Source organism: Halohasta litchfieldiae, from assembly GCF_002788215.1.
Taxonomy (GTDB): domain Archaea; phylum Halobacteriota; class Halobacteria; order Halobacteriales; family Haloferacaceae; genus Halohasta; species Halohasta litchfieldiae.
Window position 1 is genome coordinate 416,641 of sequence record NZ_CP024845.1, and the last position, 18,102, is coordinate 434,742.

Here is an 18,102-nt window from a genome sequence, read left to right on the forward strand (position 1 = left end):
CGTTGCTCCGGAGCCGGAGTCAGCCGCTTCGCTGGCTGTCGATCAGTTCGACAGTGACCGTGAGTTCGGTGCCGGTGACCGATTCCAACCGAGCGCGGACGTCGTCGGCGAAGTCGACAGGCTCCTGTTGGCCGGGCGGACGTTCAACGATTACAGTTACCGACGGGTGGGTGCCAGCGTATACGTCGAACGGCTGGTAGTCGACCACCCCCTCGCGGAACCGGAGGTCGCCGAAGATCGGATCTGCACTCATCGTCTGAAGTTCGGTCTGAATATCGTGCTCGACCGCAGCCGACTGGTAGGTGGCGTAGGTGACGCCGCCGAGCACCGCTGATAAGAGTAGGATTGCAACGACGAGCACGGCGACACGTGAGCGCAGTCGACCATAGACATGGTCGATCCGCGCTGACTGGTGGGGGCGATACCCCGAGAGCCACAACAGGATGAGCGCGGTGAGATTGATCGACAGCATGTTCACCAACACGAGTGCGCCGGCGGTGGCGACGACCTCGGGGTGTCCCCAAGCGATACCGAGGCCGACAGTGGCCGCCGGCGGTACGAGCGCGACGGCGATGGCGACGCCGACAAGCACCGAGCCGACGTTACGGGTGAGACTGACGACACCAGCCACGCCCGAACCGAGGGCGAGAAACACCGCCAGCAGGTTCGGGGTGATCCGTTCGCGGATCTGCGGCACGGTCGTGATATCGAACCCCGGCGGGAGCAACACGGTCCCTCTGAGCAGCCAGCCGATCAGCGCTGCGGTCGCTATCGCGGCCACGAGTCCACCGATCTGCAAACCCACGCCACGGGTCGTGAGTTCATCGTTATCGACCACGACACCGACGCTGGCGGCGAGTGCCGGCCCCATCAGGGGGGCAACCACCATCGCTCCGATGATCGTGGCCGCCGAATTGATCAACAGTCCGGCCGTGGCAATCGCCGAACTCACAACGAGGAGTATAAAATAGGTGGAGGTGGCGGGTGCGAGCTCCTCGGCCCGCGACTGCAACTCCTCCCGAGAGATCCGGGATGCCGAAAACTGCTCGAACAGCTCCTTGGATCGATCCGAAATAACCGTTTCGGCGGCCGTGACGACGATATACGACTCCTCAGCCAGACCGGCCGACCGAAGCGCCGAGACGAGCGGCTCGACCGCAGCCGGTGGGACAGGCATCGAGACAACTGCCTCGAACTCCCCGCGACTCACCTCCTCGGTGACGGCGTAGTCGACGCCCATCGTCTCGGCCGTATCAACGACGAGTTCGCGGTCGCCTTGGAGCACAAATACTTCGACGAGACGCATACACCCTGTACACCGAACACCGTAGATAGCCTGTTGCCACAGCAAACTGACTCTCTCGTTTCGGTGATTGTCTCAGACGGAATCTACATTGATACACGGTCTGACCCAAACTGTAAACAACCTGAAGGGTGAATAGTGTACACAGAATGGTTGCAAGCGATACTGCCTCGACTGTCGATCTCGCCGTCATCGGCGCGGGGCCTGGCGGCTACACCGCCGCGATCCGCGGCGCACAGAAGGGGCTCGACGTTGCCCTCATCGAGAAAGAAACTGTCGGCGGCGTCTGTCTGAACCACGGCTGTATTCCGGCCAAGGCGTTGATCCACGCCGCGGGGTTCCAGCGAAACATCGCCCACTGGAACGAGATCGGGATTGAGACCGGTCCCGTCGAGGCCGACTTTAGCGCGATCCAAGACTGGAAAGACGATGTAGTCACCCGACTCGACAACCGGATCCTCGACCAGTTAGACCACCACGGCGTCGACTATATCACGGGCACCGCCCGATTCGAGGATTCGAACACGATCAGGGTCGAACAGAACACAACCGAGCAGTCTATCGGCTTCGAAACGGCGATCATCGCCACCGGCTCCCAGCCCATCGAGATCCCCGGTCTGGAGTTCGACCAGAAGGGTGTGATCTCCTCCCGAGAGATCCTGCAGGTCGACGAGGTTCCCGCCGAGATCGTGGTCGTTGGCGGTGGCTACATCGGGATGGAGGCGGTGACCAAGTTCTCGAAGTTCGGCTCCCACGTCAAAATCGTCGAGGCGCTCGACCGTGTGCTGACCGGGTTCGAGGAGGAGATCGTCGACTCGATCCAAGAGACCAGCGAGATGTACAGCGACGACATTTATACCGCCGCGCTGGCCCAAGATATCGAGTACGACGATGAGGGGAAACCAGTGTTGGTTGCCGAACAGCATGGCGACGAACTCCGGCTGTCGGGCGACTATATCATCGTCGCTGCGGGGCGAGAGCCGCGGAGTTCCTATCGGGCGCTGGAGTTGGACAACACCGATATCGAACTGAACGACGACGGGATCATTCGGACTGACGACCAGCAGCAGACAACCGACGACAATATTCTCTGTATCGGTGATGCCGCCGGGCCGTCGTATCTGGCCCACATCGCCTACCACGAGGGGAAACGCGCAGCCAGCGTGGCCGCGAATGAGGAGCCACCGGCCGACGCCCAGTACACGCCGGCAGTGATGTACACCGATCCCGAGGTGGCTGTCGTCGGGCTCTCGGAGGCCGAGGCCACCGAGCAACACGAGGAGATCATGGTCGGCACATTCCCGCTGGCTGCCTCGGGACGCGCTCTCACGACCGACGAGCCGTCGGGCTATATCAAAGTGATCGCCGATGGCGACGAGCAGTTGGTCGGTGTGCGGATCGTCGGCGCCCGAGCCTCCGACACGATTGGCGAGGCAACGCTTGCCTTGGAGATGGGTGGCTCACTCGACGACCTCGCCAACACGATGCACGCCCATCCGACGTTCCCCGAAGCGTTGTCGGATGCCGCGGCTGCTGCGAAGGGCGAGTCGATCCACTCGTCGTAGACGACGAGAAGCACACAGTTTCGAACTCCGGCTCAAATATTTGGATATAGTATGCGAACTGCGTTTATAGTTCGTGAATAAAGTCTTTTACTCGTCGATGGGTTAACTACGAATAGGTAATACGTTTGACTGTAGAAAAATGGAAATTCTGTATTCGGAATTCGACACCCGGTGTTGCTTCCCGGACCATGGTCGACGCCCTGCAGCGAGCCAGTGCGATGGCGTCCGCTCTGCACGGGTCGACCACAGTCAGACAATCCCTATGACTCACACCACACACACGCGACCCACAGCGAATCCGTTGCCTCGACCCACCGGAGACGGTTCTCGGTGGCGACTCGTTCCCGAACCGCGGTCGACATCCAGAGGTGAGACGATATGAACGCTCACAAACCGACGCAGTTCGAGCAGTTGCTCCACGAGATCGACGATGCGGTTGTCGAGTTCGAGATTGTCGACAGAGAGGAACGGAGTTCCTCAGGCAGCCGGACGCAGTCCGGCGATGGCGAGCCGGTGATTGTGGACGCCAACCACGCGTTTCGCGACATCTTCAGTCCGGATATGAAACGCGTAATCGGGCTCCCGCTGAACGATCTCATTGTCCCGGCAACCAAACAAGAAGAAGCCAAGCAGTTCGACCAGCGTACGTCGGATGGACGCTCCAACGTCGCGTTCGTCGAGCGAACGACGACCGAAGGGAACCGGACGTTCCTCTACCGAGGGATTCCGTACGATGACGATCACGGATTTGCCATTTATACGGACGTGACCGGCGAGCTCCAGCAGCAAGACGAGCTCACCGAAATCATCGCGCTGGCCGAGGAACTGCGCTCGAACCCAGCCGAAACCGATACTGTAGACGTGGCGAACAAAATTAAAGCGAAAGCCGAAACGCTCACACAGCTCATCGACTGACTCTCCGAGACGGTGGCCCGACTCCGACTCGTCTTTTATATCGATATACTACCGCGTCGACCGACTGGGTTCCGTGATTCCCATTAGAACGTCACAGATCCCGTTTAGACGTGATCTTTCGGCATCAGAGCCTCAAACGGCTGGGCAGCGAGCCACTCACAGAGGTCGACCAGCTGATCGCTGGCGGCCTCGAACAGCTGCTCGCCTTTGGCGGCGCTGGCATCGGTCTGATCGCCGAGCACACCGTTTGCGGTGTTGTCGATGGCATCGTAGAACGTCCGCGAGCCGTGTTTTTGGACCGACTGGGGATCAAAGCTCGTCATTCCACCGTCGCGGGCAGCTTCGAGCTGGTCGTCGTGGACCAACTCCGGTTGGAGGTGCTGAATCATCGACGTCTCCTTCGGTCCTCCATGCGGACCGGGCTGGGCGAACAACTCCTCGACCAACTCGGGAATACTGTCGTTCCACATCCACTCGATGGCGTAGATGACGTTGTCATCGCGGAGTCGACGGCCGACTTCACGGAGGTGCTGGACGTTGCCGCCGTGGGCGTTGACGAAGATGACGCGGTCGATACCGTGGTACGCGAGGTTTCGCGTGAACGACTCGACGTAGTCGCGGAACACTGGCGGCTCGACCCACATCGTGCCGTGGAACTGGCGGTGATGGGGGCTGACACCGATGTTGATCGTTGGCGTCCGGAGATAGCCTGTGCGCTCGGCGGCAGCGGTGGCGAACCCCTCGGCGATGATGTGGTCGGTTCCTTCGGGGAGGTGTGGACCGTGTTGTTCGGTCGACCCCAGCGGTACGATGGCGAGTGATTCGTCCTCGAAGTACGCTCCCAGATCCGGCCACGTTTCGTCGGCGAGATACATACGTATGCGTGACTCTCCGGGTACATGGATCTTGAGGCGGAACTGCGGCCTACCACTCCTTGCTGATATTGCCAATCTCGAAGCGTGCGCCGCCGGTGTGGCTGTCAGTTACCGAGACGGTCCAGCCGTGTGCGTCGGCGATCTGTTCGACGATTGCGAGACCCAGCCCCGTCCCGTCGGCGTCGGTCGTGTAGCCGTCTTCGAGCACTCGGTCCTGTTTGTCGGAATCCCAACCCCGTCGTCGGCAACGTAGAGCGTCGACTTCGTCGACGTCTCGTCGGCGGTTCCGACGGTGATCGCAAGCGATTCGGGTGTCGAATCGTCGCCTTTGGTTTCGGTGCCGTGTTCCACGCTATTCCGAAACAGGTTCTCAAACAATCGCGTGAGTCGATCCGGATCGGCGACGATTTTTGTGTCGCCGTCGACCGAGAGCGATGCTCCGTTGGCCTCGGTGTGGTCCCACGCCTCTCGGGCGATGGTGTCGACCGAGACGGCTTCCGGCTCGGTCACTGCCTGTCCCTCGCGGGCCAACTCCAGGACGTCGTCGATGATCTCCTCCATGCGCTCGGTCGCCCGCTCGATCTCATTGAGATTGTCCAGATCGCCGGTGATTCGTGTCTGTTCGATGTAGCCGTTGGCGACGTTGATCGGACTGCGGAGGTCGTGGCTGACGAGACTGGCGAACTCATCGAGTTTCTCGATCTGCTGTTCGAGTTCCCGCTCGCGGCGCTTCTGCTCGGTGACATCCTGTAGCAAGAATAGCCAGCCGACGTGGCGGTCCCGCCCATCGAAGATCGGCGTCGACTCGATAGCGTAGTAGACGTCCCCGAGTTCGACCGTGAGTTCGCTGGTGTCGGTGGTCGCTGTCAACTCCTCGTAGGCCGCCACTGACTCGGACAGATTGAGGACCTCGCTTACACTGGCCCCAAGAACCGACGTCTCGATGTTCATCATCCGTTCGGCCGCCGGATTGATGTCGATGATTCGGTCATCGGTGTCGACGACGACCATTCCGTCTCGGACGCTGTCGATGACTTTCTCGCGGGCAATCGGCGAGAGGTCGACGAATCGGTATTTGATGATTGCGACCGCAAAAAGCGAACACATAATCACGAACCCTAACGGCGTGGTATCGAAGCTAATCACCCCCGAAATGAAGACCGCGTTCATCGGCAACGGAGCGAACAACCCGGCTGCCAACAGAATCGCCTGCCCTTTGTACAGCGCCCGGTTGGTCCTGACGAGTCGTTCGACAATGAGCAGCGAGGTGACCAATACCAGCAGATAGGCGTAGGTCGAGTGGAGCCAGAATGCCGGGCCCCACTGTTGGTCGACGCCGATTGGGGCGGCCGGATCGAGCCCGATAAAAAAGAGATCGCCGGGGTTGAAAATCACGAATCCCAGAAGGAAGATGGGATGAATCGACAGCAGTCCCAGAAGGGTCGGTGTGACGTATCGCTCGCGACCGGTGTATTCGAGTGCGAACACGAACACCGCCGCCAGCCCAACGGCGACGCCGATATACACCACCGTAATTCCGGAGAGTGCGACCGATCCCCACGGGAGCGTCGTTATGAACAGTCCGAACGACCAGACGGCTGATGAAAACCCGGCGATGCTCAACGGGAGGGCAGCCGTCTTTTCGCGGTGTCGCCAGAGGACGCCCCCGGTGTACAGCGCAATCACAGTGGCAGCGATGTAGATGCCACCTACTGTGAGGTCACTCATACCCATACGAAACAAGTCATAATTCGTGGGCAACTCGTTATATGTTGTGCTACCTGACTAGTCGTTGTCTGTTTATTACCCACGAGTAGAACGGTCTACTACAGATAGGACCATAACTATCTGTGGTGGTCGACCACTCGCGCACTCGATTTGGGGCGACTCGGTCGGTTACTGCGGCTCTCGGGACCGCAGCGGCTGGCTGAACCGCACGCTTCAAACGGGTGGCCGACCCAGACCGAGCCATGACAGACAGCCACGATTCCGACGCGGAGGCCGACGCAGCCGACGAGTACGAGGAGCCAGAACGAACCACCTTCGACCACGATCCAGTCGACCACAGCCACGTCTGGGCCGGCATGAGCGTCGGCGATCTGGCCGACCAGTACGGACACGCCGGCATCGGCGCGGCGGGCGTCCACGAAGCAGTCGACATCTACACCGAAATGCTCGCGGACGACGACTGTACCGTCTTCATGTCGCTGGCGGGGGCGATGGTGCCGACCGGCATGCGGCGGATCGTCTCGGATCTGATTCGGGATGGCCACGTCGACGCCCTGATCACCACGGGCGCGAACCTGACCCACGACGCCATCGAGGCCATCGGCGGCAAACACCACCATGGCGAGCATGAGCATCCCGATCTCGACGACCGGGAGTTCGACGAACAGCTCCGCGACGAGCAGGTCGACCGAATTTATAACGTGTATCTCCCGCAGGAACACTTCTCGCTGTTCGAAGCCCATCTCCGTGACAACGTGTTCCCGCCGCTGGCCGACCAGGAGTCGGTCAGTATTGCGGAACTCTGCGCCGAACTCGGCAAGGCGAACTCGGAGCGGAATGATGAGGAAGGAATCGACGAAGACGCTGGCATCGCCGCGGCGGCCTACGAGAACGACGTGCCGATCTACTGCCCGGCAGTGCAGGATTCGGTCTTTGGCTTGCAGGCGTGGATGTACTCCCAAATTTCGGATCTCACCCTCGACGCGCTGGCGGATATGACGCCGCTGACGGATCTGGCCTACGAGGCTGACACTGCGGGCTGTCTGCTCGTCGGCGGCGGCGTGCCGAAGAATTTCACGCTCCAGACGATGCTGGTGACGCCCGGGGCCTACGATTACGGGGTCCAGATCACGATGGACTCGCCGTCGACTGGCGGGCTCTCTGGGGCGACGCTCGACGAGGCGCGGTCATGGGGGAAACTGACGAAGGAGGCGCGCAACGTGACCGTGCTTGGGGATGCGACGGTGCATCTCCCGCTGATCGTGGCTGCGGCTCGTGAACAGTTGGGCGAGTAGGATTTGGATAAAAGCAGTCCTCTCTTCATACCAACGAATACAGAGCTTCAAACGGCTACTCTAAGATGACAGAGAATCCCCACTCTGCGGACGATTGCGGCTCGGCATTGTCCGAGACAATCGAAATCGTCGACTCGAAGCGATGCTCCCCAACAGGCAGACAGCCATCAGCGTCGGGCGTGGCATACAGATCGACGAGTCGACTGCTGGAGTCACCGGCGTCGATCTCGAAGGTCTGATACTCATCGGTAGTGGCGATCAGTTCGGTCAGCCGCCAGCAGTCGGCCTCTGCGGGATACTCGCCGTCGCCCGGCAGGAGTGTGAGCAATCCAGAGTCGGCGGTGACATGCTCGAAATGAACAGCGCGGCCTTCCCCGACTCGCAGTGGCTCGTCGCTGGTGTTTTCGAGCGTCGTCCGGAGCCGTGGCGGGTGGTCTTCGGTGGCGGTATCACGAACAATCTCGACCGAGGGTTGAACGGGAATATCCGGGTCCTCGTCAGTCGAGACAAGCGTGACGCCGGGGCCGCCCGTTCCCTCAGGGCGCGTGCCACCAGCACTGTTATCGGAGCCGTTCGTTTCCGATGGCGGAAGGCCATCTGGGCTACGGCCGGTACAGCCAGCAAGCCCACCCAGCAGTACAGCCCCGGTTCCACCGAAATAGCGGAGATACCGTCGACGTGCGTGGTCCATAGCTTATCGTAGCCACCCTCTCTATGTAGTTTTATCTGAAAGGTAAACAGTTACTTCACCGTTCCAGTATGCGACCGCAGTGTCGACGATTCAGTCGTGGATGCTCACTTTTGTACCGTATTCTCCCTCTGTGTGAATCCTCGTCGAAACGCAGAAACCAGCGTTTGTGCCTACGAAACATTTTATATTACTGTGGTAAACCACGGACATATGGCCGACATTTCTGAACTCCTGCTCTACGTGGTTGTCGGTGGCCCGATTCTTCTCATCGTGGTTTTGTTGCTCCTTACAGGCCCCATTGGCTGGTTTACTGTCGTATTCATCGCAATCGGTGCTATGGTACTCCGTTCGTTACTCGAAGAGTCGCCCACAGGTGGTTCTGATAAGGAAAACTGTCCTGCCTGTGGGAGCCTGAACCCACCCACTTCGGAGACATGTGACCACTGTGGCGACTCGATCTAACTCCTCCGTCCAGATGGTCGACCAATCGGTGCAGTCGACGCCGTGTGCCTCGCTGCTCGGTCTGCAGCACCCAATTCTCGCCACCACTGTCGTGATTACCTCGGCTATGCGGTGGGAGCGTCGACGGACGAAAGCCATCAAGTAGGATGGGCTTGATTGTCCAGTATGCTTGAATCCGGTGACCCAGCACCCGAGATTACCGCCACCAACCAGTACGGCGAGGAAATTACGCCCACATTCGAGGAGCCAACAGTCGTCTACTTCTACCCGAAGGACTTCACCGGCGGCTGTACCATCGAAGCCAACGATTTCCAAGACGTGCTCCCCCAATATCGGGAAGCAGGGATCACCGTCTATGGCATCTCGATGGATGACGTCGACAGCCACGCCGAGTTCGCCGACGAGGAGGGAATTCTGTTCGATCTGCTCGCCGATCCGGACGGTGCTGTGGCCGAAGCTTTCGGTCTCGACACCGCGGAGGGTCACACGGATCGCCGGACGTTCGTCCTCGCCAATGGTGAGATTTTCGCCACGTACAATCCCGAACTCGCCGACCCAGCAGGGCATGCCCGTGAGGTGCTGAACGATACGCGAAACGAGTTCATTACTGGCGGGTGAACTACGGGTTTGTTAGGCCCGTTGTCCCGCAACCGATTACTCTTCGAGATAGTCCTCGTCACGCCCGGCATGCTCGCTGTCGGCACGCCTGCGGACGTCCACCTGATAATGCTGGAGAATATCCCGCCCAAGGAGGAGCGGATAGTCCATATGCCCACGATCCTCGACACTCGCGGTGACAGTGTGTTGATTCCCACCGACCCCGATCACGAGGTCGACCACGGGTCGGGCTTTCCCGGTTTTGCTGCTCCCCGAGCGAACGCGGGTCATGCTTTTGATCGGTCCCGCCCCGATGTCGGCGGCGAGACTGGTGTCGATACTGCTCCGGGTCGCGCCCGTATCCGATTTGGCGTGGGTCTGCCGCGAGCCACTGGTGCCGATGACGACTACCTCCTCGATGTAGCCGATCAACGGCGTCTCCTCACTCGATTGGGGCTCCGGTCTCGGCATCGATTTCGGCCGCGAATCGTCTAGGCTGGTCGACAACCCCTCGACGCGTTCGTCGTCGACAGTCCCCCCGGCGCGCTCGATGGCGAGTTTGGCAATGTAGGGCGCGGGGCTCTTGTTCGTCGCCTCGTACAATCCTTTAAATCCTGCCGTGGGGTTGACTTCGAGGACGAACCAGCCGTCGTGGCCCTCGACGAGGTCGACGCCGGCGTAGTCGAGTCCTAACACGTCGGCCGCGTAGAGCGCGGTTTCGGCGGCCTCCTCGGGGAGTTCGGGCATGGCGTCTTGGACCGAGCCACCGAGGGCGACGTTGGTTCGCCAGTCGCCCTCCGGCGCATAGCGGTACATCGCGCCGATGACCTCGTCGCCGACGGTATATATCCGGAGATCACGATGTTTCTGATCATCGCGGTCGATCAGCTCTTGGAGGAACGCTTGTCGGTTGCCGACCTTCGGATTCACCGGCTCGGTGAGGTCGACTTTCCACGTGCCGCCGCCGTGAGTGCCGATGGCGGTTTTATAAACGCCGACGTCGCCGAACCGCTCGCGGCCGGCGTTGAGCCGTTCGTTGGAGAGCGCCAGCAGGGCATCGGGCACCCGGATGTTCCAGTCGGCCAGCGTCGCGCCGGTGGCGAACTTGTGGATCGAACCAAGCACGGCATCGGGGGTGTTGAGCATCGGGCGAATGTGCTCAAACGTTGCGGCGAGGCCCAGTCCCTCGGCTGGCTCCTCGGTGTTCGACAGCAGGAGCCGATTTGCGATGATGTCGACGTCCGGCTCCAGAGTCACTTCGCTGTCCTCGATGCTGATCGCGGTGTTTTCACGTCGGAGCCAGACCGACTCGTGGCCCAGATCGTCGACTGCGTTGAGAATCGCCTTCGTTTCCTTGCTCGTGTGGAGCGACAGCACGCCAACCCGAACAGGGGTGTCGTCAGTCATAGAGATACATACCGGATACATGGGGAAAGAGACACCGGTAGGCGGCTTGAGCCGACCTCCATTGCTATTGATTGGTCGGATCGCCTACGTGACGGTCGACAGCTAATTGTAGCCTCGCACGGTTGGTGTTCACATGGCACAGGACGTCTGGGTAGTTCGACACGGACAGCGACAGGATACGGTCGACCCCGACTGGGAACTCACCGCAGACCGGATTCACGATCCCGGACTGACCGAACTTGGTCGGTGGCAGGCGTGGCGATGCGGTCGGTTCTTCGCCGACCGAGGCATCAAATTCGAGGCCGTCTACTGCTCGCCGTTTTTGCGGACGGTCCAGACCACAGCCGAAATCTACGGGGAGACCGGCCACGAAGCGCGGCTGGAGCCCGGACTCGGCGAGCACCGGAACGCCGAGTGGTTCGACAGCGAGCCGGAGACGCTCTCACACCGGACGCTGGCTAACTACTTCGAGCCGATCCGGAGCGATCACGAGCCGTTTGTCATCCCCGACTTCCCCGAGGAGCATCACGAGGCCGAACGGCGGGCTGGCGAGACCGCCCGGCGGATCGTCGACGCCCACGATGGCCCGGTTCTGATGGTCGGCCACGGGCTGACCATCGGTGGGGTTGTGCGAGGATTGGTTGGGTCGACTGAGGGCGTCGACGCGCCGCTGTGTGGCATCACACGGATAGACCAGCGAGACGGCGAGTGGGAGTTGGACTTCTCAGGGCACATCGACCACCTCGAATAGCTGTCGACCGTTCTGGAATCGATCAGACGGACCTGCTAAGCAACTGTTATTTATCTGTGCGTGGTAGGTACTGTATGGCTCAATGGCTTCGACTGTCGACATACGTCCCGGATCGCCCGCCGACGTGGACAGAAGTCGGGCTCGCAGTGTTAGTCGTCGTCACCCATGGATTGTCCCTTCAGTTCAGATCGCCGTGGCTCCCCGCAGTACTCGCTGGGTTCGTCCTGTTTTCTCTGGCAATCGGTCCCGTAGCGAACTCGACTGTCGGCCGCCGAGTCGGCGACTGGTTTCGAACTATCGGCTACCGCGGCCGGGGGACACTCATCGTCCTCTTTGCTATCGGGGTTGCAGTCGGCGCACAGTCCCCGGTGGTTCCGACGCTACTGCTTGCCGATATCGGATACGGTGGCCTCGGTGCCTGTGTCCTGTTTACCGCACTGCACCTGATTGTGGCCCGCGACGTGTCGGGCTGGTCGACCGATGAGTCAGGCGTCGATTAGTCGTAGCTGGGGACGAAATTTTAGTTAAAAAGCCGCAGGGCAGCCGAGTCTGTTGAGATTCCGGTTCGATACAAAGTCGACGTATCGTGGCTCTAGAGCGGCCACTGCGAGTCCGACCGCGCGTGGATTTATATACAGCCCCTCTAACCAGACAGCCATGAGCAATGACGGGGCCTTCACCTACAACGGGGGGAAGGTCGACCCCGGCGAGACCCAAAACATCCGGTATGGGATCAGCGAGACGTATCTCGGCGATCCGGTTCGGATTCCGGTCACCATCATCAACGGTAGTCGACCCGGCCCCACCGCCTTTCTCTCGGCGGCGGCCCACGGCGACGAACTCAACGGCATCGAAGTCGTTCGGGAGGTCGCCCACGACTGGGACCTCTCGAACCTCGCTGGCACGCTCGTCTGCATGCCAGTGCTTAATGTTCCCGGCTTTCTGGCCCAACAGCGCTATCTCCCGATCTACGACCGGGATCTCAACCGCTCGTTTCCGGGTCGACAGGGCTCGACGAGCGCCAAACGGATGGCCTACCAGATTTATACCAACTTCATCGAACCCTGTGACTTCGGGATCGATCTCCATACCTCCACGCGTGGGCGGTCGAACATGCTCCACGTCCGGGCCGACATGGCCGATGCTGGCACCCATCGACTCGCGCTCGCGTTCGGCACCAACGTCATTATCGACAGCGAGGGCCCCGACGGAACGCTCCGCGGGGAGGCGACCGCAGACGAGGTTCCAACGATCACCATCGAGATGGGCGAGGCACACCGCTTCCAGCGCGAACTGATCGACGAGGCGCTCAGAGGCGTCGAAAGCGTGTTTGCCGAGTACGAGATGCTCGATGAGACCACCGTCCGGTGGCCCGGTTGGCGGACGATCATCACCGGCGATCACGAAAAGACGTGGATCCGCGCTGACGTGGGTGGGATCGTCGACATGCATCACGACCGCGGCGCGCTGGTCCACGAGGGCGACGTGATCTGTACGATCACGAATCCCTTCAAGGACGACGATATCAGCGTCAGCGCGCCGTTTACAGGGCTGATGGTCGGGATTCTCGAAAACCCGGTCGTTTATCCCGGGAACCCGCTGTGCCATCTGGTCGAACTCGGCGGCCAGACCAAGCGCGTGGTCGAACTCAAACGCGGGTCGACCAGTCAGGAGGGTTGAGGTCGACAAAACCGGACACCTGTCTATTTTTGCATCCATCTCTCCGGTGACCGTTGGGCTGCTGACAGCCCTACGACGTAACTTCTATACTACCCCGGTACAGATCCACATACGACATGAGTCAGTCGTACAATCGGGGCCTTATCGAGGACTTCGGCCGCTGGCGGGAGTTCTCCGCGGGAATGTGGGCGTGGATCTTCCACAAGTTCACCGGCTGGGTGCTTGTGGGCTATCTGTTCACCCACATTGCGGTTCTCAGCACGGCGATCCCGGCATCAAGCCAGGACGCTGCGACGCTGGCCGCAAACGAGGACATCTACACGACAACGATCGTCGCGCTCGAAAGCCTACTTGTGGTTCGAATCCTCGAAGTGGGCCTGCTCGCGGTCGCTGTCTTCCACATCCTCAACGGGCTTCGCCTACTGTTCGTCGACCTTGGTATCGGGCTGGAATCACAGGACAAGAGTTTTTATGCCTCCTTGATCCTCACGGGAGCGATCACGGTGGCCTCCGTCCCAACGTTCGTCGCGGGGGCGTTCTGAGATGGCAGAGCACTATTCCTCGTTCACGAAGGGCGGGAGACTCTGGCTCTGGCAGCGAATTACGGCGGCGTTCCTCGTCGTCGTGCTCGCGTTCCACTTCTTCCTGCTCCACTTCGTCTACCACGCCGACGAGGTGACCTTCGCGCTGAGTCAGGCTCGGATGGAGACGCTGAGCTACTACTCGCTGATGATCCTGTTCCTGTTTGCGGCGACGTTCCACGGCGTCAACGGCGTCTACAACGCCCTGATCAACCAAGGGTTGACAGGCACCAAGCGCCAAGTCGTTAAATGGACCCTCGTCGCCGCCAGCGTCGTGCTCCTCACCCAAGGAGTCCGGACGGCAAACGCCTGGGCCGGAATCGGGTTCTTCTAACCATGAGCACACACCCACCACAGCAAGAAACCGAGGAATCGCCCGCCGAACAGGAGCCAGTCGAGGAGGCCGAGTCGACGCCGCCCGCCCAACAGCGACGCGAAGACGCCAAAGCCGACCGGCGGAGTCGGGACGCCCAGCGACAGGCCGAAGACGACGCCGCGGCCAAAAGCGACGAGCCAACACGCGAAATCCGGGTGTTCCGCTACGATCCCGAGATCAAGGACAAACAGGAGCCGCGGTTCGATACGTTCCATGTTCCCTTCGAGAAGGGAATGACCGTCCTCGATGCGCTGATCTACGCCCGGGACAACTACGATCCCTCGCTCACCTTCCGGCACTCCTGTCGACAGGCCGTCTGTGGCTCGGACGCCTTCTTCGTCAACGGTGACCAGCGACTCGGCTGCAAGACCCAGCTCTCGGAGCTGGAGGAGCCAGTCCGGATCGAGCCGCTGCCGCATCAGGAGGTCGTCAAGGATCTGGTCGTCGACATGGACCATTTCTACGACGAGATGGAAGCCGTCGACCCCTTCTTCGATCCCGACGAGACGCCGGAGGGCGAACTCGAAGAGCAGCGCCAGTCACGAGAAAACAGAGAGAAGGTCAAGATGTCGACGCGGTGTATCTGGTGTGGAGCCTGTTTCTCCTCGTGTAACATCGCCGCCGGGGACAACCAGTATCTCGGCCCTGCGGCCCTGAACAAGGCCTACCGGTTTGCGATGGACGACCGCGAGGGCGACGGCAAAAAACAACAGCGGCTCGAAACCATCGAGCAGGAACACGGCGTCTGGCGGTGTCAGACCCAGTTCTCCTGTACCAACGTCTGTCCGAAGGATATCCCGCTCACCGAGCATATCCAGGAACTGAAACGCGAAGCAGTCAAAAACAACCTCAAGTTCTGGTAGGTACGCTGAATAGCCTCCAGACCCAACACAAACCAACAACCAATTATGTACGAACACGACGTAATCGTGGTCGGTGCGGGCGGTGCCGGGCTTCGAGCAGCGATTGCTGCCGACGAGGCAGGCGCGGACGTGGCCATCGTTTCGAAGCTCCACCCGGTTCGGAGCCACACGGGCGCGGCCGAGGGCGGAATCAACGCCGCACTCCGGGAGGGCGACTCCTGGGAGGACCACGCCTACGATACGATGAAAGGATCGGACTATCTGGGCGATGCCCCGGCTATCGAAACACTGTGCCAAGACAGCCCCTACGAAGTAATCCAACTCGAACACTGGGGGATGGCTTTCTCCCGCGAGGAAGATGGCCGCGTCTCACAGCGACCGTTCGGCGGACTTTCGTTCCCCCGAACCACCTACGCGGGAGCCGAAACCGGCCACCAGCTCCTACACACACTGTACGAACAGCTCGTCAAACGCGGCATTCAGGTGTACGACGAATGGTACGTCTCGAACCTCGCGGTCTCCGACGAGGAGAAACCCGAGGACCGTGACTGCCACGGCGTCGTCGCCTACGACGTCCAAACCGGCGAAGTCGCGGGCTTCAAGGCTCGTGACGGCGTTATTCTCGCAACCGGTGGTCCGGGACAGGCCTTCGACCACACGACCAACGCGGTCTCCTGTACCGGCGACGGCCAGGCGATGGCCTACCGCGCTGGTGTCCCACTCGAAGACATGGAGTTCATTCAGTTCCACCCGACGACGCTTCCGTCGACCGGGGTCCTCATCTCCGAGGGTGTCCGCGGCGAGGGTGGCATTCTGTACAACGCAGAGGGCGAACGGTTCATGTTCGAACGCGGCTACGCCAACAACGACGGCGAACTCGCCTCGCGTGATGTGGTCTCCCGTGCCGAGTTGACAGAGGTCAACGAGGGCCGCGGGATCGAAGACGAGTACGTCCACCTCGACATGCGGCATCTCGGCGAGGAGCGGATCATCGACCGGCTCGAAAACATCCTCCACCTTGCAGAGGACTTCGAGGGCGCGGATGGTATCGAGGAGCCGATGCCGGTCAAACCCGGCCAGCATTACGCGATGGGCGGCATCGAAACCGACGAGAACGGCGAGACCTGCGTCGGCAATCTGTACGCCGCCGGCGAGTGTGCTTGTGCATCGGTTCACGGCGCGAACCGCCTCGGTGGCAACGCACTGCCGGAACTGATCGTCCTCGGAAAGCGCGCAGGCTATCACGCTGCTGGCAAGGAGATGGAGCCCGCAGAGGTCCAGACCGGCAAACGCGGCGAGTACGAAACCGCGACTATCGACAGCCCCGTAGAGCTCGGCGAGGGCGGCTCGCCCGGTGACGCCGTGGCTGATGGTGGCGCAGTCGCCGCCGGTGGCTCGGCCGATCCCGACACGCTCCTCGAACAGACAGTCGACGCTGAACGCCAGCGAATCGAAACACTCCAAGAGGGCGAAGACGGAATCCACCACTCGGAGGTCCGCGACAAGGTCCAGAAGACGATGACCCAGAACGTCAACGTCTTCCGCGAGGAAGAAGGCCTCAAGCAGGCGCTCCGCGATATTCGAGAGGCTCGCGACGAGTACCAGAACGTGACGGTGATGGACCCATCACAGACGTTCAACACTGATCTGTTGCAGACCATCGAGACCCAGAACCTGCTGGATCTCGCCGAGTCGATCACGATTGGTGCGCTCGCCCGCAAGGAGTTCCGCGGTGCTCACTGGCGCGCCGAGGCTCAAGAGCGAAAAGACGACGAGTGGCTGAAACACACGCTGCTGTCGTGGAACGACGGCACGCCGGAACTCTGGTACCGACCTGTCATCCTCGAAGGCGAGGACAAAAAATACGAGCCGAAGATCCGTAGCTACTGATCTGGATTCCCATTTTGCCGCGTCTTTTTACTGCTCTCGGTTGGCAGTCGACCGACACCGACGTGTCTCTCTCAACGGTCGCCGTGGCCCTGATTCGGATGAGTCGACCTGACCAACTGCTGCTACTGGTGTCGTCTACGCGATGGGTATCAGTGCAGCGCTGGCGTGGGTGAGAGCGATGGTTGTGTTGGCGGTCGGACAGACCGCCGCATGGTGGGGTGTGGTCTACGGCATCCTGTAGCTCGATCCCGTGTCTGAGTGCCTCTCACATGGATTCGTCATGAGTCGAAATCGACCGGCGATTTTCGGCTGTTTCGGGGAGCGTCGACACTGGCCCAACTCCGCCTCTCAACCACAACTGCCAGAAATCGGCCGCGTCAGGCAATATCTGGCCTTTCGACGACTGTCGTAGGGTACCTTTATTATTGTCGAACCTAATTCAGTTGTATGATCACACAGCAGAAGCCCGCAGTCGACATTCCAACCGATCTTCGGTCGCCGCAGGCAAAGCTGATCTATCTCTTTCTCTCAATGAACGGGACGACATCGATCAGCGAACTGCAGGACGGACTGAATATGAAGAAAATCTCTCTCTACAGCATTCTCAAAACCCTCGAAAAAGACGACATGGTTTCGAAAGACGGCGAGCGGTACGCGTTGGCCTGATCGGTGTCGTTCGGCGGACGGACTGCAAGCAGTCGCTATGAGGTTATCCGTAGAACAGCATCGACCGGGTATTCGTGTCGACCGTTTTTGTGTCAAGTAGTATAACAGGAGTGTGGTCACAGATGAGTGAGACGAAGGTCCCGTTTGAGACGGTTCTTGATTCGGTCCACGCACTCGGATACGATGATATCACGTCGACCGACGGCTATCCGGACGAGGCAAGCGGACAGGTCCGACTCCCCGAACAGCATCGTCGGGACCCACCAACGGGCCTGCGACGATTCCTCTCACGAGTCTACTGCAACGCGGGCGACCCGGATCTCGTTCCCAACGACCTTCGGACGGCTGTCGAGCGTCACGGCTGGACTGTCCAAGCGATGGGCCGAGACGACCAGCAGATGACTGTCATTATCTCACCCAACGGTGTCTAGACCGCGTGTCGACTAGTTGAATAAGG

At 60.5% G+C, this 18,102-nt stretch carries 20 protein-coding genes and 1 pseudogene; 15 read left to right on the top strand and 6 right to left on the bottom strand.

Annotation, left to right across the window (positions count from 1 at the left end; genetic code table 11):
* Positions 1 to 19: 19 nt before the first annotated feature.
* Complete coding sequence (locus tag HALTADL_RS02100) at positions 20 to 1,306, bottom strand: TIGR00341 family protein (RefSeq protein ID WP_089673111.1); 1,287 nt, start codon at positions 1,304 to 1,306, stop codon at positions 20 to 22.
* A gap of 146 nt (positions 1,307 to 1,452) precedes the next feature.
* Here HALTADL_RS02100 and lpdA point away from each other — a divergent pair, with 146 nt between their 5' ends.
* Both lpdA and HALTADL_RS02110 read left to right on the top strand, forming a co-directional pair.
* Positions 1,453 to 2,868 carry a dihydrolipoyl dehydrogenase gene (gene lpdA, locus HALTADL_RS02105; RefSeq protein WP_089673112.1) on the top strand — a complete coding sequence of 472 codons (1,416 nt, stop codon included), beginning with the start codon at positions 1,453 to 1,455 and terminating at the stop codon, positions 2,866 to 2,868.
* A gap of 378 nt (positions 2,869 to 3,246) precedes the next feature.
* Positions 3,247 to 3,783 (top strand): PAS domain-containing protein, encoded by a 537-nt coding sequence (locus HALTADL_RS02110; RefSeq protein ID WP_089673113.1) that lies wholly within the window; start codon positions 3,247 to 3,249, stop codon positions 3,781 to 3,783.
* Between the two features lie 104 nt (positions 3,784 to 3,887).
* Here HALTADL_RS02110 and HALTADL_RS02115 read toward each other — a convergent pair whose 3' ends face one another.
* The 3 genes and pseudogenes from HALTADL_RS02115 to HALTADL_RS02120 all read right to left on the bottom strand — a co-directional run.
* A complete protein-coding gene (locus tag HALTADL_RS02115) occupies positions 3,888 to 4,658 on the bottom strand; it encodes a creatininase family protein (protein WP_089673114.1) in 771 nt (256 codons plus the stop codon).
* Positions 4,659 to 4,707: 49 nt separating this feature from the next.
* Positions 4,708 to 4,866, bottom strand: coding sequence for an ATP-binding protein (locus HALTADL_RS17980; protein WP_162551650.1), 159 nt, complete (start codon positions 4,864 to 4,866; stop codon positions 4,708 to 4,710).
* A gap of 320 nt (positions 4,867 to 5,186) precedes the next feature.
* A pseudogene (locus HALTADL_RS02120) lies at positions 5,187 to 6,392 on the bottom strand (histidine kinase N-terminal 7TM domain-containing protein); the annotation flags it as partial.
* Positions 6,393 to 6,628: 236 nt separating this feature from the next.
* On the opposite strand from HALTADL_RS02120, the gene HALTADL_RS02125 reads away from it, so the two are divergent.
* Positions 6,629 to 7,681, top strand: a complete 1,053-nt coding sequence (locus tag HALTADL_RS02125; RefSeq protein ID WP_089673116.1) for a deoxyhypusine synthase — start codon at positions 6,629 to 6,631, stop codon at positions 7,679 to 7,681.
* Positions 7,682 to 7,736: 55 nt separating this feature from the next.
* Here the strand turns inward: HALTADL_RS02125 and HALTADL_RS02130 are convergent, their stop codons facing one another.
* On the bottom strand, positions 7,737 to 8,372 hold the full coding sequence (locus tag HALTADL_RS02130) for a hypothetical protein (RefSeq protein WP_089673117.1): 636 nt from the start codon (positions 8,370 to 8,372) through the stop codon (positions 7,737 to 7,739).
* A gap of 210 nt (positions 8,373 to 8,582) precedes the next feature.
* Between HALTADL_RS02130 and HALTADL_RS02135 the strand changes: the two genes are divergently transcribed.
* From HALTADL_RS02135 to HALTADL_RS02140, 3 genes are read left to right on the top strand one after another with little or no spacing between them, the layout of a single operon-like run.
* Positions 8,583 to 8,834, top strand: a complete 252-nt coding sequence (locus tag HALTADL_RS02135; protein WP_089673118.1) for a hypothetical protein — start codon at positions 8,583 to 8,585, stop codon at positions 8,832 to 8,834.
* A 13-nt stretch (positions 8,835 to 8,847) separates the two neighbouring features.
* Positions 8,848 to 8,979, top strand: coding sequence for a hypothetical protein (locus HALTADL_RS17550; RefSeq protein WP_265472937.1), 132 nt, complete (start codon positions 8,848 to 8,850; stop codon positions 8,977 to 8,979).
* Between the two features lie 20 nt (positions 8,980 to 8,999).
* Positions 9,000 to 9,452: a peroxiredoxin gene (locus HALTADL_RS02140; RefSeq protein WP_089673119.1), complete on the top strand. Its 453-nt coding sequence runs from the start codon at positions 9,000 to 9,002 to the stop codon at positions 9,450 to 9,452.
* Positions 9,453 to 9,488: 36 nt separating this feature from the next.
* Here HALTADL_RS02140 and HALTADL_RS02145 read toward each other — a convergent pair whose 3' ends face one another.
* On the bottom strand, positions 9,489 to 10,844 hold the full coding sequence (locus tag HALTADL_RS02145) for a putative ATP-dependent zinc protease (RefSeq protein WP_449271730.1): 1,356 nt from the start codon (positions 10,842 to 10,844) through the stop codon (positions 9,489 to 9,491).
* 127 nt (positions 10,845 to 10,971) lie between these two features.
* Here HALTADL_RS02145 and HALTADL_RS02150 point away from each other — a divergent pair, with 127 nt between their 5' ends.
* The 9 genes from HALTADL_RS02150 to HALTADL_RS02190 all read left to right on the top strand — a co-directional run bounded on the left by HALTADL_RS02150 (position 10,972) and on the right by HALTADL_RS02190 (position 18,076).
* Positions 10,972 to 11,589, top strand: a complete 618-nt coding sequence (locus tag HALTADL_RS02150) for a histidine phosphatase family protein (RefSeq protein ID WP_089673121.1) — start codon at positions 10,972 to 10,974, stop codon at positions 11,587 to 11,589.
* A gap of 74 nt (positions 11,590 to 11,663) precedes the next feature.
* Complete coding sequence (locus tag HALTADL_RS02155; RefSeq protein WP_089673122.1) at positions 11,664 to 12,089, top strand: hypothetical protein; 426 nt, start codon at positions 11,664 to 11,666, stop codon at positions 12,087 to 12,089.
* A 157-nt stretch (positions 12,090 to 12,246) separates the two neighbouring features.
* On the top strand, positions 12,247 to 13,269 hold the full coding sequence (locus tag HALTADL_RS02160; protein WP_089673123.1) for a succinylglutamate desuccinylase/aspartoacylase family protein: 1,023 nt from the start codon (positions 12,247 to 12,249) through the stop codon (positions 13,267 to 13,269).
* Positions 13,270 to 13,385: 116 nt separating this feature from the next.
* Positions 13,386 to 13,811, top strand: coding sequence for a succinate dehydrogenase, cytochrome b556 subunit (sdhC, locus tag HALTADL_RS02165; RefSeq protein ID WP_089673124.1), 426 nt, complete (start codon positions 13,386 to 13,388; stop codon positions 13,809 to 13,811).
* A 1-nt stretch (position 13,812) separates the two neighbouring features.
* A complete protein-coding gene (locus HALTADL_RS02170; protein WP_089673125.1) occupies positions 13,813 to 14,184 on the top strand; it encodes a succinate dehydrogenase in 372 nt (123 codons plus the stop codon).
* 2 nt (positions 14,185 to 14,186) lie between these two features.
* Complete coding sequence (locus tag HALTADL_RS02175; protein ID WP_089673126.1) at positions 14,187 to 15,089, top strand: succinate dehydrogenase/fumarate reductase iron-sulfur subunit; 903 nt, start codon at positions 14,187 to 14,189, stop codon at positions 15,087 to 15,089.
* Between the two features lie 45 nt (positions 15,090 to 15,134).
* Positions 15,135 to 16,979, top strand: coding sequence for an FAD-binding protein (locus HALTADL_RS02180; protein ID WP_089673127.1), 1,845 nt, complete (start codon positions 15,135 to 15,137; stop codon positions 16,977 to 16,979).
* 447 nt (positions 16,980 to 17,426) lie between these two features.
* Positions 17,427 to 17,645, top strand: coding sequence for a TrmB family transcriptional regulator (locus HALTADL_RS02185; protein ID WP_089673128.1), 219 nt, complete (start codon positions 17,427 to 17,429; stop codon positions 17,643 to 17,645).
* Between the two features lie 122 nt (positions 17,646 to 17,767).
* Positions 17,768 to 18,076 carry a hypothetical protein gene (locus HALTADL_RS02190; protein ID WP_089673129.1) on the top strand — a complete coding sequence of 103 codons (309 nt, stop codon included), beginning with the start codon at positions 17,768 to 17,770 and terminating at the stop codon, positions 18,074 to 18,076.
* The last annotated feature ends 26 nt before the right edge of the window (positions 18,077 to 18,102 follow it).